General features: G+C 69.9%; 15 protein-coding genes. 6 read left to right on the forward strand and 9 right to left on the reverse strand.

Translation table 11 applies throughout. From position 1 onward, the window contains the following. Window positions 1-60: 60 nt before the first annotated feature. From ruvB to CSX12_RS09110, 4 genes are read right to left on the reverse strand one after another with little or no spacing between them, the layout of a single operon-like run. Window positions 61-1086, reverse strand: a complete 1026-nt coding sequence (gene ruvB / locus CSX12_RS09095; RefSeq protein WP_017202163.1) for a Holliday junction branch migration DNA helicase RuvB — start codon at window positions 1084-1086, stop codon at window positions 61-63. Then, window positions 1079-1699, reverse strand: a complete 621-nt coding sequence (gene ruvA, locus CSX12_RS09100; protein ID WP_017202164.1) for a Holliday junction branch migration protein RuvA — start codon at window positions 1697-1699, stop codon at window positions 1079-1081. Before ruvA ends, ruvB begins: the two co-directional genes overlap by 8 nt. Window positions 1700-1708: 9 nt before the next feature. Continuing rightward, the gene (gene ruvC / locus CSX12_RS09105) at window positions 1709-2293 is read right to left on the reverse strand and encodes a crossover junction endodeoxyribonuclease RuvC (protein ID WP_124895574.1); all 585 of its coding nucleotides are present in this window, start codon (window positions 2291-2293) and stop codon (window positions 1709-1711) included. Window positions 2294-2338: 45 nt separating this feature from the next. After that, window positions 2339-3100 (reverse strand): YebC/PmpR family DNA-binding transcriptional regulator, encoded by a 762-nt coding sequence (locus CSX12_RS09110; protein WP_017202166.1) that lies wholly within the window; start codon window positions 3098-3100, stop codon window positions 2339-2341. A 126-nt stretch (window positions 3101-3226) separates the two neighbouring features. Here CSX12_RS09110 and CSX12_RS09115 point away from each other — a divergent pair, with 126 nt between their 5' ends. After that, entirely contained in the window at window positions 3227-4591 is a 1365-nt protein-coding gene (locus tag CSX12_RS09115) for an aminotransferase class V-fold PLP-dependent enzyme (RefSeq protein ID WP_124895575.1), read from the forward strand. Window positions 4592-4672: 81 nt separating this feature from the next. Next, the gene (locus CSX12_RS09120) at window positions 4673-5557 is read left to right on the forward strand and encodes an aminoglycoside phosphotransferase family protein (protein ID WP_124895576.1); all 885 of its coding nucleotides are present in this window, start codon (window positions 4673-4675) and stop codon (window positions 5555-5557) included. Between the two features lie 74 nt (window positions 5558-5631). Here CSX12_RS09120 and pdxT read toward each other — a convergent pair whose 3' ends face one another. Next, a complete protein-coding gene (gene pdxT, locus CSX12_RS09125; protein ID WP_124895577.1) occupies window positions 5632-6243 on the reverse strand; it encodes a pyridoxal 5'-phosphate synthase glutaminase subunit PdxT in 612 nt (203 codons plus the stop codon). Continuing rightward, on the reverse strand, window positions 6233-7123 hold the full coding sequence (gene pdxS, locus CSX12_RS09130; protein ID WP_017202170.1) for a pyridoxal 5'-phosphate synthase lyase subunit PdxS: 891 nt from the start codon (window positions 7121-7123) through the stop codon (window positions 6233-6235). The genes pdxT and pdxS overlap by 11 nt, the downstream gene beginning before the upstream one ends. 89 nt (window positions 7124-7212) lie before the next feature. Here pdxS and CSX12_RS09135 point away from each other — a divergent pair, with 89 nt between their 5' ends. Next, window positions 7213-8520, forward strand: a complete 1308-nt coding sequence (locus CSX12_RS09135) for an aminotransferase class I/II-fold pyridoxal phosphate-dependent enzyme (protein ID WP_164479554.1) — start codon at window positions 7213-7215, stop codon at window positions 8518-8520. A gap of 46 nt (window positions 8521-8566) precedes the next feature. Beyond that, window positions 8567-9418, forward strand: coding sequence for a pyridoxal kinase PdxY (pdxY, locus tag CSX12_RS09140; protein ID WP_017202172.1), 852 nt, complete (start codon window positions 8567-8569; stop codon window positions 9416-9418). 315 nt (window positions 9419-9733) lie between these two features. Here pdxY and CSX12_RS09145 read toward each other — a convergent pair whose 3' ends face one another. The 3 genes from CSX12_RS09145 to CSX12_RS09155 form a co-directional block, all read right to left on the reverse strand. Further along, entirely contained in the window at window positions 9734-10276 is a 543-nt protein-coding gene (locus CSX12_RS09145; protein WP_124895579.1) for an HIT domain-containing protein, read from the reverse strand. A gap of 27 nt (window positions 10277-10303) precedes the next feature. Next, window positions 10304-12244, reverse strand: a complete 1941-nt coding sequence (gene thrS, locus CSX12_RS09150; protein WP_241160607.1) for a threonine--tRNA ligase — start codon at window positions 12242-12244, stop codon at window positions 10304-10306. Window positions 12245-12365: 121 nt separating this feature from the next. Continuing rightward, on the reverse strand, window positions 12366-12725 hold the full coding sequence (locus CSX12_RS09155) for a YnfA family protein (protein ID WP_026049723.1): 360 nt from the start codon (window positions 12723-12725) through the stop codon (window positions 12366-12368). A gap of 50 nt (window positions 12726-12775) precedes the next feature. Between CSX12_RS09155 and CSX12_RS09160 the strand changes: the two genes are divergently transcribed. Then, on the forward strand, window positions 12776-13180 hold the full coding sequence (locus CSX12_RS09160) for a hypothetical protein (protein ID WP_017202176.1): 405 nt from the start codon (window positions 12776-12778) through the stop codon (window positions 13178-13180). 85 nt (window positions 13181-13265) lie between these two features. Then, window positions 13266-14621, forward strand: a complete 1356-nt coding sequence (locus tag CSX12_RS09165; RefSeq protein WP_124895581.1) for a deoxyribodipyrimidine photo-lyase — start codon at window positions 13266-13268, stop codon at window positions 14619-14621. Window positions 14622-14776 lie beyond the last annotated feature (155 nt).

The raw sequence follows: 14776 nt of genomic DNA on the forward strand, positions 1-14776 counted from the left end.
TTTCTCAGGTGCACGCTCCAGCCTTTGGGCGCGCGAAGGTATCCGGGAAGTCTTCAGTGATTATAGGTCATCCAACTTAAGCATCCCGTCCGGATGCGCGACGCCGAGGTGCGTGTAGGCCTCGGGCATCGCCACGCGCCCGCGCGGCGTCCGGCCGAGGAAGCCGATGCGCACGAGATACGGCTCCACCACGCTCTCGACCGTCTCCGCTTCCTCGCCCACGGCGACGGCGAGCGTGCTGAGTCCGACCGGTCCTCCGCGGAAGCGGCGGACGAGCGCGTCGAGGACGGCCCTGTCCAGCCGGTCGAGTCCGATCGGGTCGACGTCGTACAGCTCGAGGGCAGCCCGCACGTCGCGGATGGTCGCCGCACCGCCGCCGTGCACCAGGGCGTAGTCGCGCACACGACGCAGGAGCCGGTTGGCGATCCGGGGGGTGCCCCTGGATCGCCGGGCGATCTCCGAGAGCGAGTCGGTCGGCAGGTCGACGCCCAGCACCGCGGCCGAGCGCGCGATCACCTGCTCCAACTCGGACTCCTCGTAGAACTCGAGGTGACCGGTGAATCCGAACCGGTCGCGGAGCGGGTTGGGCAGCAGGCCGGAGCGCGTCGTGGCACCCACCAGCGTGAAGGGCGAGAGCTCGAGCGGGATGCTCGTCGCCCCGGCGCCCTTGCCGACCATGATGTCGATCCGGTAGTCCTCCATCGCGAGGTACAGCATCTCCTCCGCGGAGCGGGCCATGCGGTGGATCTCGTCGATGAAGAGGACCTCGCCGGGGACCAGGCTCGACAGCAGGGCGGCGAGATCCCCGGCGTGCTGGATCGCCGGGCCGCTGGACAGCCGGAGCGGCCGATCGCTCTCATGCGCGACGATCATCGCGAGCGTGGTCTTGCCGAGGCCCGGAGGGCCCGCGAGGAGGATGTGGTCTGCGGGGCGTCCCTGGAGGCGTGCGGCTTCGAGCAGCAGCTGCAGCTGCCCGCGGACCTTCTGCTGACCGACGAACTCGCCGAGGCTCGTCGGGCGGAGCGCTCCCTCGATCGCGAGTTCGGTCTCGTCGGAGGGCTCGGAGGCGTCGAGCGGATCAGACACGCGCCTGGCCTCCCTGCGCCGGGCCGAGCAGGGCGAGGGTGCGGCGCAGGAGCAGGGCCACCGACGCGCCTTCCGCCTCGGTCGCGTCCGCGGCGGTCTGCGCGGCCGCATCGGCGGCGACCTTCTCGGACCAGCCGAGACCCACGAGGGCTGCGGCGACCTGGGACACGACATCTCCTGCCCCGGCGGCCGCCGGCTTCGACGGAGCCGCCAGTGCCTGGACCTTGCCGGCGAGCTGGACGACGATCAGCTTCGCCGTCTTGGGCCCGATGCCGGACACCCGGCGAAAGGGCGCATCGTCTTCGGAGGTGACCGCTTCCGCGATCTGGTCGGCCGTCAGGTGCGAGAGCACGCCCAGGGCCGACTTGGGGCCGACGCCGGTGACGCTGATCAGCAGACCGAAGATCTCCAGCTCAGCGCGGTCCGCGAACCCGAAGAGCGACAGGGCGTCCTCCCGCACGATCAGGCTCGTGTGCAGGAGCATCCTCTCCCCCACGGTGGCCGTGTGCGCGACGTCGGCGGGGACGGCCACCGAGAACCCGACACCGCCCACATCGATGACGACCTGGTCCGAGGTCGTGTGCAGGACGACACCGTGCAGAGAAGAGATCATTCGACCAGCCTACGGCGTCGCTCGTAGATATGTTCGACCGACACGCTTCTCCGCTTCCGCCCAGGCGCGCTGCGCCGGGGTGAGCGCGTTCGCGCCGGAGGGTGCGGCCCCGCCACGTCGCCAGGCGTGGCACAGGGCGATCGCCAGGGCGTCCGCGGCGTCCGCCGGCTGCGGGGGCGCGTCGAGCCGCAGGATCCGCGCGATCATGGCCTGGACCTGTCGCTTGTCGGCCGAGCCGTAGCCGGTGACGGCCGCCTTGACCTCGCTCGGCGTGTGGGTGGCGGCGGGGAGGCCGTGCTCGGACGCGATCAGCAGTGCAACGCCGCTGGCCTGCGCCGTGCCCATGACCGTGTGGGTGTTCTGCTGCGCGAAGACGCGCTCCACGGCGACGGCATCCGGACGGTGCTCGGCGATCACGGAACGGATGCCCGCCGCGACGATCGCGAGCCGGTCGCCGATCTCGGCATCGGGCGCCGAACGGATCACGCCGACGTGCACGAGGGTGCCACGGCGGGAGCGATCGACATCGACGATGCCGACTCCGCACCGGGTGAGGCCCGGATCGATGCCGAGCACACGCAGAGAGGAGGTCACTCCCCCAGGCTAGGCCGCGGTTGCGACAGCACGGCTCCGGCGCGCCTAGGCGTCGTCGTTCTCCAGCTCCGCCTGCACCTCGGGAGTCAGGTCGAAGTTCGTGAACACGTTCTGCACGTCCTCGCTGTCCTCGAGCGCATCGATGAGGCGGAAGATCTTGCGGGCCGTGTCGGCGTCGATCTCGACCTTGAGGTTCGGGACGAACTCCACGTCGGCCGACTCGTAGTCGATGCCGGCCTCCTGCAGCGCGCTGCGCACCGCCACGAGGTCGGTCGCCTCCGTGATGATCTCGAAGCCCTCGGCGTGGGGCTCGATCTCCTCGGCACCCGCCTCGAGCGCCGCCATCATCACGTCGTCTTCAGTCGTCCCCTCGGAGCCGACGACGATAACGCCCTTGCGGCTGAAGTTGTACGCGACACTGCCGGGGTCGGCCAGCGTGCCGCCGTTGCGGCTGAGCGCCGTGCGGACCTCGGCGGCCGCGCGGTTCTTGTTGTCGGTCAGACACTCGATCATGAGGGCCACGCCGTTGGGTCCGTAGCCTTCGTACATGATCGAGGTGTACTCGACGGCCTCGCCGCCGATGCCCGCACCGCGCTTCACCGCGCGGTCGATGTTGTCCTTCGGGACCGAGGTCTTCTTGGCCTTCTGCACCGCGTCGAAGAGCGTCGGGTTGCCTGCGAGGTCGGGGCCGCCGAGCTTGGCGGCGACCTCGATGTTCTTGATGAGCTTGGCCCAGGACTTCGCGCGCCTGGAGTCGATGATGGCCTTCTTGTGCTTCGTGGTCGCCCACTTGGAATGCCCGGACATAAGTCTCCGCTCGTCGTATCCGCCCCGGAGCCGTGTCCAGGGCGTCGTCCATTCTATAGAAACTCAGGAGCGGCCCGAACGGGAACCGCCTTGTCCCCCTCGATCCCCGGTGGGAGACTGACGCGCATGAACGATCGAGAGCGCGCTCTCGACGCCGCCCACCGCCGTGCGACGGAGTTCCTCGGGACTCTCGCCGATCGACCGGTCTGGCCGCGCGCGAGCCTGGACGACATGCTGTCGGCGTTCGACGGACCGCTGCCTGCACACGGGGCGGATGCCGCGGACGTCGTCGACGAGCTCGCCGCGAAAGCCGATCCCGGACTCGTCGCGATCCCCGGCGGCCGCTTCTTCGGGTTCGTGATCGGCGGCACACTACCCGCGGCGCTCGCGGCGGACTGGCTCGTGTCCGCCTGGGATCAGAACTCGGGATCCTCGGTGCTGACACCCGCCACCGTCGCCGTCGAGCGGATAGCCGGCCGATGGATGCTCGACCTCTTCTCCCTGCCGGAGACCGCGAGCGTGGGCTTCGTCACGGGCGGACAGCTCGCGAACTTCACCTGCCTCGCGACCGCACGCCACGCGGTGCTGGCGCGCATCGGGTGGGACGTCGCGGAGCAGGGCCTTCGCGCCGCACCGCCGATCCGCTTCGTTGTCGGCGCAGACCGGCACGGATCCATCGATCGCGCCGCGCGATTCCTCGGGATCGGGCGCGGCGAACTGATCGTCGTCGACTCCGACGACCAGGGCCGGATGCGAGCGGATGCGCTCGAGCGCACTCTCGCGGATGGGTCAGGTCCGCTCATCGTGTGCCTTCAGGCCGGCGAGGTGCACACCGGCGCCTTCGACGACTTCGGCCGCCTGATCGAGGTCGCCCGGCGACACGACGCCTGGGTGCACGTGGACGGCGCTTTCGGCCTCTGGGCCGCCGCGTCCCCCGCCCTGCGTCACCTGACGGCGGGCATGGAGGATGCGGACTCCTGGGCGACGGATGCGCACAAGACGTTGAATGTGCCCTACGACTGCGGCATGGCGATCGTGCGCGACCCCGCGGACTCGATCGCCGCCTTCCGCACCGGCGGCGACTACCTCATCTACTCCGGCCTCGATCCGTGGGACGTGACCCCCGAGCTGTCCCGACGTGCGCGGGGTGTGCCCGCATGGGCAGCACTGCGCAGTCTCGGCAGGTCCGGCGTCGCCGACCTGATCGATCGACTGCATGCGAACGCGGTGGCGATGGCCACCGGGCTCGGATCGATCGCCGGCGTGCAGATCCTCAACGTCGTCGACTACACCCAGGTGATGTTCCGCGTCGGGTCGGACGACGACACGCGAGCCCTGGGGGCGGCGATCCTCGCCGAAGGCACGGCGGTGGTGACCGGCGCCGAATGGCGGGGGCACGCCGCGTTGCGCTGCTCGATGTCCTCGTGGGCGACCACGTCCGCCGACGTGGACCGCACCGTACAGGCGATCCGTAGTCTGATCGACCCCTGACACTGCGGCCGGCCTCGCACACCCGCCCTGCTAACGTCGAGGCACCTCTGCACAGGGGGACGTCATGACGCGGAGGGCACGATGAAGGCAGGAGCAGACCGCCTCCGGCCCGCGTGGACGAGCCTTCCCGCCGTGCTCCGCACGCGGATCCTCCGTGCGGTCGGTGGGGAGTTCGTCCGGGACGAGCCCGCTCACGGCGGGTTCAGCGCCTCCTACGCCGGGGTCCTGACGACGACCACCGCTCGAGCGTTCGTCAAGGCGTGCGCCGCCGACGGGCACGCGGACTCGCTGCGCTTCCTCCGCGCCGAGCTGCACACGCTCTCCCACCTGCCGGAGGGGATCGCCCCGCCGCTGCACGCCGGCATCGACGATGCGACGGGGGCCGCGCTCATCATCGATGCGATCGACGGACACCATCCAGGGGACCCGTGGACGCCCGAGGATCTGACGGCCGTCGCCCAGACGCTGCGCGCCGTGTCGGGCACGCGGGCACCGGTCGAGCTGCCGCGCGCGGAGGACGACATGGTGCCCGGCTTCACCCGCTGGAGAGAGATCGCTGTCGACTCCCGGCTCCGCGCCGGCCTTCCTGACCGTCTTCGCGGCGCCCTCCCCGAGCTGCTCCGGATCGAGGACGGCTTCGCCCAGGCCGTGCACGGAGAAACCATCGTGCATGACGATGTGCGGGCCGACAACATCCTCATCAGCGACGGGCGCGCGCACCTGCTGGACTGGCCGCACGCGCGCAGGGGCGCCGCCTGGACGGATCTGCCCTGTCTGCTGCCGAGCATCGAGGCCGCGGGAGGCCCGAGGTGCGAAGACGCATGGCGCACCTTCGAGGAGCACGGTGCGCCGTCGCAGACCGCGATGCTGCCCGTCATCTCCGGTTTCGCGTCGTTCCTGTGGTACCAGCAGGCTCTGCCGGAGATCCCGCAGCTGCCGGGACTCCGCGCCTTCCAGCGGACATAGGCGCTCCCTGCACTGCGCTGGCTCGGCGGGTTGCTGCCCTGAGCCATGGCGCGGCGACGCCGCCCGATGCCGTGCTACCGCATCCCGGCGTCCGCCACCGCACGGGCCTTCGCGAGGAATCGCTCATGGAAGCGCGTCTCACCGTCGACTTCCGGATGGAAGCTCGTGCCGAGCAGACTCCCCTGCTCCACGGCGACGACCGTGCCGTCCGCGAGCGACGCGAGCACCTCGACGTCCGCGCCCACGCGCTCGACGATCGGCGCCCGGATGAAGGTGGCGCGCACCGGCGCCTGTCCGAGCGCCGGCACGCTGAGCTCGGTCTCGAACGACTCGGTCTGACGCCCGAAGGCGTTGCGCCGGACGTCGATGTCCATCCCGCCGAAGGACTCCTGTCGCTCGATGCCGTCCAGCACCGTGTCGGCGAGGAGGATCAGCCCAGCGCACGTGCCGTACACCGGCAGACCCGCTTCGATCGCGTCGCGGATCGGCTGCTGCATCCCGAACGTCCGGGACAGCTTGTCGATCACGCTCGACTCCCCGCCGGGGATCACCAGTCCGTCGACAGAGGACAGCTCGCCGGGTCGACGCACCGGCACGACGTCGGCGCCGAGCCCGGACAGCAGGGCGGCATGCTCGCGCACGTCGCCCTGCAGCGCGAGAACGCCGACCCGTGTCCTACCAGCCACGCTCGGCGAGCCGGTGAGGTGCGGGCAGATCGCTCACGTTGATGCCGACCATCGCCTCACCGAGCCCGCGCGAGACCTCGGCGATCACCTTGGCGTCGTCGAAGAACGTCGTCGCCTTGACGATCGCCTTCGCGCGCTCGGCGGGGTTGCCCGACTTGAAGATCCCGGACCCGACGAACACGCCGTCCGCACCCAGCTGCATCATCATCGCGGCATCCGCCGGAGTGGCGACGCCTCCCGCGACGAACAGCACGACGGGCAGCTTGCCGGTCTCGGCGATCTCGGCCACGAGCTCGTACGGCGCCTGCAGCTCCTTGGCCGCGACGTAGAGCTCGTCCTTGGGCAGCGCGGCCAGGGCGGCGATCTCACCGCGGATCTTGCGGATGTGCTTCATCGCCTCGGAGACGTCACCCGTGCCGGCCTCGCCCTTGGAGCGGATCATCGCCGCGCCCTCGTTGATGCGGCGGAGTGCCTCACCGAGGTTGGTGGCACCGCACACGAACGGCACGGTGAAGTCGTACTTGTCGATGTGGTTGACGTAGTCCGCAGGCGAGAGCACCTCCGACTCGTCGATGTAGTCGACGCCCAGCTCCTGAAGCACCTGCGCCTCGACGAAGTGGCCGATGCGCGCCTTGGCCATCACCGGGATGGACACCGCATCGATGATGCTGTCGATCATGTCCGGGTCGCTCATGCGCGACACGCCCCCCTGTGCCCGGATGTCGGCCGGCACGCGCTCGAGCGCCATGACGGCGACGGCGCCCGCGTCCTCGGCGATCTTCGCCTGCTCGGCGGTGACGACGTCCATGATGACGCCGCCCTTGAGCATCTCGGCGAGGCCGCGCTTGACGCGCGAGGATCCGGTGGTGGTCTCGGTCATGGTGTGCTCCTGTGGATGATCCGAAGGCGTGTTTGATCTAGATCAAACTTAGCACTGTCGGATCCGACCTAGAATCGTCGAGGAGGATCATGAGCGACCAGATCACAGGGACCACCGCGTCGGACATCGCCGACAGCGTGCGCGCCCTGCGCGAGCGCGGAGTCCTCCGCCCGGGAAGCGTCCTTCCCCCGGTCCGAGAACTCGCGGCCACACTCGGCGTGAACCGCAACACGGCGGTCGCTGCGTATCGGCAGCTCGCACAGGCCGGCCTCGTGGTCTCCCGCGGGCGCGCCGGAACCGTGGTCGCCGGTCTGGAGACCGTGGCGCAGGAGGGGTACGCACCGGACACCGTGCTCCGAGACATCGGCACCGGCAACCCGGATCCGCGCCTCATCCCGGATCCCGCTCCTGCCCTCATGACGATCGCCTCCCGCCCGGTGCTCTATGGCGAGCCGGTGATCGATCGCGGGCTCGAGGAATGGGCGCGGGACTGGATGTCCGGCGATCTGACCGACGTCGACTTCCGCATCACCGTGACCAGCGGTGCCGTCGATGCGGTCGAGCGCCTGCTCGCTCAGGCGCTCATGCGCGATGACGCGGTCGCGCTCGAGGACCCGTGCTTCCTCGCCAGCATCCACACCGTGCGACTGGGCGGATACCGCGCCGTCGCCGTGCCGGTCGACTCCCAGGGCATGACCGTGGACGGGCTGAAGGCGGCGCTGGAGGCGGGCGTCCGCGCCGTGATCTGCACTCCACGGGCGCAGAACCCCACGGGAGCGAGCCTCACGGCCGCTCGCGCAGCAGAACTGCGGGCGGTGCTCGCGGAGCACCCGTACGTGCTCATCATCGAGGACGATCACTTCTCGATGCTCTCGCAGCGCCCCTACGAATCGCTCATCGGCCCGGAGCACCGTCGCTTCGCCCTCGTGCGCTCGGTGTCGAAGTTCCTCGGGCCGGACATGTGCCTCGCGATCGCGGCGACGGATGCGGAGACCGCCGATCGCCTCGGTATGCGTCTGAGCCCCGGCACGACCTGGGTCAGCCACCTGCTGCAGCGCCTGGCCCTCACCCAGCTGACCGACGCGTCCGTCATGGCCGAGGTCGCCGACGCCGCCTCGCACTACGCGGAGAGGAACACCGCCTTCGCGGAACTGCTGCGCGACAGCGGCATCGCCGCCACCGCATCGGACGGTCTCAGTCTGTGGGTCGAGTTCCCGCTGCCGGCCCGCGCGATCGCGGAGCGCCTGATGCGGCGCGGCTGGCTCGCCAGGACGGGCGACGACTTCGCCCTCGACGAGCGCGCTGAGCCCTCCCATCACCTGCGCCTCACCGTGCACGACCTGTCCGACGACGACGCCGCGACCCTGGTCGCAGACCTCGTCGCGGCCGCGCGGTGACCACCCGTCGCGGGCACCGGCCCGCCCCGAACGAAAGAGTCGGAGAATGAAGATCCTCTCCATCCAGTCCGCCGTCGCCTACGGCCATGTGGGCAACTCCGCCGCCGTGTTCCCGCTGCAGCGCATCGGCGTCGAAGTGCTTCCGGTGTACACGGTGAACTTCTCCAACCACACCGGCTACGGCGCCTGGCGCGGGCCGCTGATCGCGCCGGACGACGTGCGCGAGGTCATCACCGGCATCGAGGAGCGCGGCGTGTTCGGGCAGATCGACGCGATCCTCAGCGGCTACCAGGGCGGGGAGGGCATCGGCGACGTGATCATCGACGCCGTCGCCCGTGTGAAGGCCGCGAACCCGGACGCCGTCTACGCCTGCGACCCCGTGATGGGAAACGCCAAGTCCGGCTGCTTCGTGGCTCCGGCCATCCCGGTGCTGCTGCGGGAGCGCGTCGTGCCTGTCGCCGACATCATCACCCCGAACCAGTTCGAACTCGGCTTCCTCACCGACACCGAGCCGGACACGCTCGAGTCCACACTCGCCTCGGTCGATCTCGCCCACGCGATGGGCCCGCGCACCGTGCTCGTGACCAGCGTCGAGCGCCCTGACCGCGAAGAGGGCACGATCGAGATGCTCGCCGCGGACGAGCAGGGGGCGTGGCTCGTGCAGACCCCGCACCTGCCAATGAAGGCGAACGGATCAGGCGACGTGACGGCAGCCCTGTTCACGGCGCACTACGTCGAGACCGGCAGTGCGAAGGTCGCGCTCGAGCGCACGGCATCCAGCGTGTACGACCTGCTCAAGGCGACCCTCGAGTCCGGAGAGCGCGAACTGCAGCTCGTCGAGGCGCAGGAGTTCTACGCCCACCCGCGGATGCAGTTCACGGCGCGTCAGGTGCGCTGACCACCCCGCCCACCCCGGTCCCTGAGACCCTGGGTCCCGCCCACCCTGGGTCCCTGAGCTTGTCGAAGGGCCCACCCGGAGCCCCTGAGACCCTGGGTCCCTGAGCTTGTCGAAGGGCCCACCCGGAGTCCCGGAGACCCTGGGTCCCTGAGCTTGTCGAAGGGCCCTGCACGGGACGCTTCGACAAGCTCAGCGACCCAATGGGGTACGGCAAGGAAGCAGCTCAGCGACCCAACCGGGGTACGGCAAGGAAGCAGCTCAGCGACCCAATGGGGTGCGGCAAGGAAGCAGCTCAGCGGCCAGCCGAGCGGGGCGTCAGCGGTCGGAAGCGGGCCAGGCCGCAGAGACGGCCTCGCGCACCTCGCCGAGGAGCTGCGGGAGAGCCTTCGTCTTCGCGATGATCGGGAAGAAGTTCGCGTCCGAGCGCCACCGCGGCACCACATGCTGGTGCAGGTGCGCGTCGACGCCCGCGCCGGCGACCGCTCCCTGGTTCATCCCGAGGTTGAAGCCGTCGCAGTGCGACACATCGCTCAGCACCCGCATCGCGGTCTGCGTGAGCGCGCCGATCTCGGCGACTTCCTCCGGAGTGGCCTGATCGTACGTCGCGATGTGACGGTAGGGGCAGACCAGCAGGTGCCCGGAGTTGTACGGGAACAGGTTGAGCAGCACGTACGCCGTCTCGCCGCGCGCCACGATCAGCCGCTCCGCATCGGGGAACTTCGGCGCCTCGCAGAAGGGGCACTCCTCGCGCAGCGGCTCGGGCCCCGCCTGGATGTACGCCATCCGATGCGGGGTCCACAGCCGCTGGAACTCGTCCGGCACTCCGGCGAGGTGCGCAGCGTCCTCCAGGTCAGCCACGGCGGGACCCCTGCGCTTGCCGGGGGGTCACGCCAGGTCCCCCGCTTTCAGCACGAGAGCGTGCGAGGCGATCGCCGCTCCGATCCGTCGCACGGCATCTGCGACCGGCACGCCGTTCTCCTGCGTGCCGTCGCGGAAGCGGAACGACACGGTCCCCGCGGCACGATCCTGCTCGCCGACGATGAGGATCAGCGGCACCTTCGCGGTGGTGTGGTTGCGGATCTTCTTCTGCATCCGGTCGTCGGAGTGATCGACATCCGCTCGCACGCCCGCCGCGCGCAGCTGCGCGATGACGTCGTCGAGGTAGTCGCCGTACTGCTCCGCCACGGGCACGCCCACGACCTGGCTCGGCGCGAGCCACAGCGGGAAGTCGCCGGCGTAGTGCTCGAGGAGGATCGCGAAGAAGCGCTCGACGGAGCCGAGGAGCGCCCGGTGGATCATCACGGGCCGGTGCTTCTGTCCGTCGGGACCGGTGTACTCCAGCTCGAAGCGGTCGGGCTGGTTGAAGTCCAGCTGGATGGTCGACATCTGCCAGGTGCGGCCGATCGCGTCGCGGGCCTGCACCGAGATCTTCGGACCGTAGAAGGCCGCGCCGCCCGGGTCGGCGACGAGCTCGAGTCCGGACTCGATGGCGACCTCGCGCAGGGTGTCGATCGCCGTCGACCACTGCTCGGGCTCGCCGAGGAACTTCGGGTTGCCCTCCTCGTTCGTCGAGAGCTCGAGGTAGAAGTCGTTGAGCCCGTAGTCGCGGAGCAGGTCGAGCACGAGGTTCAGGTTGGTGGTGAGCTCCTCCTTGACCTGGTCCTGGGCGACGTAGATGTGCGCGTCGTCCTGGGTCAGGCCGCGCACGCGGGTCAGCCCGGAGAGCGTGCCGGACTTCTCGTAGCGGTAGACCGTCCCGAACTCCGCCAACCGCAGCGGCAGCTCCCGGTAGGAGCGCCCGCGCGAACGGAAGATGAGGTTGTGGAACGGGCAGTTCATCGGCTTCAGGTAGTAGTCCTGGCCCTGGCGGGTGATGTTGCCCTCGTCGTCGACGATCTCGTCGAGGTGCATCGGCGGGAACATGCCATCCGCGTAGGTCTGCAGGTGCCCCGACGTCATGAAGAGATCCTTCTTCGTGATGTGCGGGCTGTTGACGAGGTCGTAGCCGTTGCGCAGCAGGTGCTTGCGCAGGTTCTCCTCGATCTCGTAGCGGATGATCCCGCCCTTGGGATGGAACACGGCCAGTCCCGAGCCGATCTCGTCCGGGAACGAGAACAGGTCCATCTCGGCGCCGAGCTTGCGGTGATCACGGCGCTCGGCCTCGGCGATGCGCTCCTGGTAGGCGCGCAGCTCGTCCTTGGTCGGCCAGGCGGTGCCGTAGATGCGCTGCAGCTGCGGGTTCTTCTCGCTCCCCCGCCAGTAGGCGGCGGCGATGCGGGTGAGGTCCCAGCCGTTGCCGACCATGCGCGTGTTGGGCAGGTGCGGGCCGCGGCAGAGGTCCTTCCAGACGACCTCGCCGTCGCGGGTGGTGTTGTCGTAGATCGTCAGCTCGCCCTCGCCGACTTCGACGGACGCGCCCTCGGCGATCTCCCCTTCGGCACCGGCCGAAGGGCCCTTGAGTCCGATGAGCTCCAGCTTGAACGGCTCGTCAGCGAGCTCCGCGCGCGCCTCCTCGTCCGTCACGACACGGCGGACGAAGCGCTGTCCCTCGCGGACGATGCGCTGCATCTCCTTCGTGATCGCCTTGAGATCCTCCGGCGTGAAAGGGGTCTCGACGCCGAAGTCGTAGTAGAAGCCGTCGGTGATGGGCGGACCGATGCCGAGGTTCGCCTGCGGGTTGATGCGCTGCACCGCCTGCGCGAGCACGTGCGCGGCCGAGTGGCGCAGGATGTTCAGGCCGTCGGGGCTGTCGATCGTGACGGGCTCGACCTCGTCGGTCTCGGTGACCGTCGTGGCGAGGTCCTTGAGGACGCCGCCGACGCGCATGGCGACGACGTTTCGGTCAGAGAACAGGGCGAAGCCGTCGGTCGGCTGGGCGTTTTCAGGCACTGATCACTCCATCTGGGTCTGGATCTAGGCTACTCGCCCGCTCGGGGGCTGCTGACCGTCACCCGGCGGTCTCGGTCCCGGAGGATCCGGCGGTCGGCGCGAAGATGATGATGGCCGCTCCGGCCAGTGCCACGGCGGAGCCGATCACGTCCCAGGTCGTGGGGCGGAACCCGTCGACGATGACGCCCCAGGCGAGCGACCCGGCGATGAAGATCCCGCCGTACGCGGCCAGCACGCGACCGAAGTTCGCATCCGGCTGCAGAGCCGCAACGAACCCGTAGGCCCCGAGTGCCATGACGCCCAGGACCGCGAACAGCCAGCCGCGGTCCTCCTTCACCGCCTGCCAGATGAGCCAGGCCCCGCCGATCTCGGCGACGGCGGCCAGGAGGAAGAGCACGATGATGCGCAACACGGTCATGACCACAGTGTGTCAGCCGCGATCTCCGACGACGACGGTAGCGTGGGCGCATGACACGGACGATCGGCCGCTGGCTCCTCGCTCTCGCCCTCGGCGCGATCGGGGTGCTGCACTTCATCCAGACCCGCGGCTTCCGGGTGGTCGTGCCCGATTGGGCATCGCGGATCACCCGGATGGACAAAGACGCCATCGTCATCGCATCCGGGGCCGCCGAGGTCTCCCTCGCCGCGGGACTGCTCACTCTGCCGAGGGAGCGACGCCGCATCGGCTGGGCGACTGCCGCGTTCTTCGTCGCCGTGTTCCCCGGCAATGTGCACCAGTGGCGGACCCAGCGATCCACGCCCGGACTCGATACCGACGCGCGTCGACTCGGTCGCCTCTTCCTCCAACCGCTCCTGGTCGCATGGGCGCTGTGGGCGACGAACGCTCCATCCCGACCTCGCCGCCGACGCTGACGACGCGTTCCCACGCCCCTACTCGTCGGCGGTGCACCGCGACAACCCCCGCGTGCTCCGATCTTGGGTCCCGCAGACTGAGTCCATGGCCTCTCCCTCGCTCGTCTGGTTCCGCGATGACCTCCGCCTCGCCGACAACCCGGCCCTGCACGCGGCTGCCGAGCGGGACGAGCCGCTCGTCGCCGTGTTCGTGCTGGACGAGGAATCGGAAGGGATGCGTCGTCTCGGCGGAGCCGCACGCTGGTGGCTGCATCATTCGCTGCACTCCCTCCGCGAGGGACTGCGAGAGCGTGGCGTCGCCCTGGTGCTGCGACGAGGCCCAGCCGGTCGGGTGATCGAGGAGCTCGCGCACGAGGTCGGTGCGGGCGCCGTGTACTGGAACCGTCGCTACGGCGCTCCGGCGCGCGCGGTGGACGCGGGACTCAAGTCGTCACTGCGTGCGGCCGGCATGGAGGTGTCCTCGTTCTCGGCCTCACTGCTCCACGAGCCGTGGACCGTCACGACGGGCAGCGGCACCCACTACTCCGTGTTCACGCCGTTCTGGCGCGCCTGCCTTTCCCTTCCCGCGCCGCGGTCGCCGCTTTCCGAGCCCCGCACGCTCGCCGGGACGACGGCTGTCCCGGCATCCGATGCTCTGGACGATTGGGCACTCCTTCCGACCGCACCCGACTGGGCAGGCGGGCTCCGCGAGACCTGGGAGCCCGGCGAGCCCGCCGCGCGACGGCGTCTCCAGGAGTTCCTTGCGGAGGATCTCCCCTCCTACGACCGCGCACGGGACGAACCGGCAGCGGGGGCGACCTCGCTGCTCTCCCCGCGGCTGCGCTGGGGGGAGCTGAGTCCTTTCACGGTCTGGCACGAAGCCGTCGGCGTCGACGGCGCGGGCGGGTTCCTCTCCGAGCTCGGTTGGCGGGAGTTCGCCTGGCACACGCTCTTCCACTCCCCCGACCTGGCCACGAAGAACCTCCGCCCGGAGTTCGACGCCTTCCCCTGGCCGCCGCTCGACCCCGCGCACCTCGACGCCTGGCAGCACGGCGAGACGGGGGTGCCGCTCGTCGACGCCGGCATGCGCGAGCTCTGGCACACCGGTTACATGCACAACCGGGTCCGGATGGTCACCGCGTCCTTCCTCATCAAGAACCTGCTCATCGACTGGAGACTCGGAGAGGAGTGGTTCTGGGACACGCTCGTCGACGCCGATGAGGCGAACAACCCCTTCAACTGGCAGTGGGTGGCCGGGTCGGGGGCGGATGCGGCGCCTTATTTCCGCGTCTTCAACCCTGAGCTGCAGGCGAAGAAGTTCGATCCGCAGAACCTCTACGTCTCGCGCTGGGCCGGCGACGCGCCGACCGAGCCCGTCGTCGACCTGGCCGCGACGCGCAAGGCCGCTCTCGCCGCCTACGACGAGGTCAAGCGCGCTCCCCGCCCGCCCGCCCGCGGCTGACGCCCGCATCCCGACCCCTCCGGCCCTCCCGTCCCTCGGCTGTCCGGCCCTTCCCGTCGTACGGATGTCGGAGGACGGAACGGATGCCGTGCGAAACCGGGCTCTTCGGCCCGACAGCCGTCCGGGCGCCCGACAGACGTCCTGCGGCAGACCCG

Origin of the sequence: Microbacterium sp. Y-01, assembly GCF_003856715.1 — a bacterium.
Taxonomy (GTDB): Bacteria; Actinomycetota; Actinomycetes; order Actinomycetales; family Microbacteriaceae; genus Microbacterium; species Microbacterium algeriense.

Excerpts from the sequence above, each read along its gene's own strand:
- CSX12_RS09165 (WP_124895581.1), top strand. The coding sequence starts at position 13,266 with ATGGCCTCTCCCTCGCTCGTCTGGTTCCGCGATGACCTCCGCCTCGCC.
- CSX12_RS09120 (WP_124895576.1), top strand. The coding sequence starts at position 4,673 with ATGAAGGCAGGAGCAGACCGCCTCCGGCCCGCGTGGACGAGCCTTCCC.
- pdxS (WP_017202170.1), bottom strand. The coding sequence starts at position 7,123 with ATGACCGAGACCACCACCGGATCCTCGCGCGTCAAGCGCGGCCTCGCC.
- CSX12_RS09115 (WP_124895575.1), top strand. The coding sequence starts at position 3,227 with ATGAACGATCGAGAGCGCGCTCTCGACGCCGCCCACCGCCGTGCGACG.
- thrS (WP_241160607.1), bottom strand. The coding sequence starts at position 12,244 with ATGCGCGTCGGCGGCGTCCTCAAGGACCTCGCCACGACGGTCACCGAG.
- pdxY (WP_017202172.1), top strand. The coding sequence starts at position 8,567 with ATGAAGATCCTCTCCATCCAGTCCGCCGTCGCCTACGGCCATGTGGGC.
- CSX12_RS09155 (WP_026049723.1), bottom strand. The coding sequence starts at position 12,725 with ATGACCGTGTTGCGCATCATCGTGCTCTTCCTCCTGGCCGCCGTCGCC.
- CSX12_RS09135 (WP_164479554.1), top strand. The coding sequence starts at position 7,213 with ATGAGCGACCAGATCACAGGGACCACCGCGTCGGACATCGCCGACAGC.
- ruvA (WP_017202164.1), bottom strand. The coding sequence starts at position 1,699 with ATGATCTCTTCTCTGCACGGTGTCGTCCTGCACACGACCTCGGACCAG.
- CSX12_RS09110 (WP_017202166.1), bottom strand. The coding sequence starts at position 3,100 with ATGTCCGGGCATTCCAAGTGGGCGACCACGAAGCACAAGAAGGCCATC.
- CSX12_RS09160 (WP_017202176.1), top strand. The coding sequence starts at position 12,776 with ATGACACGGACGATCGGCCGCTGGCTCCTCGCTCTCGCCCTCGGCGCG.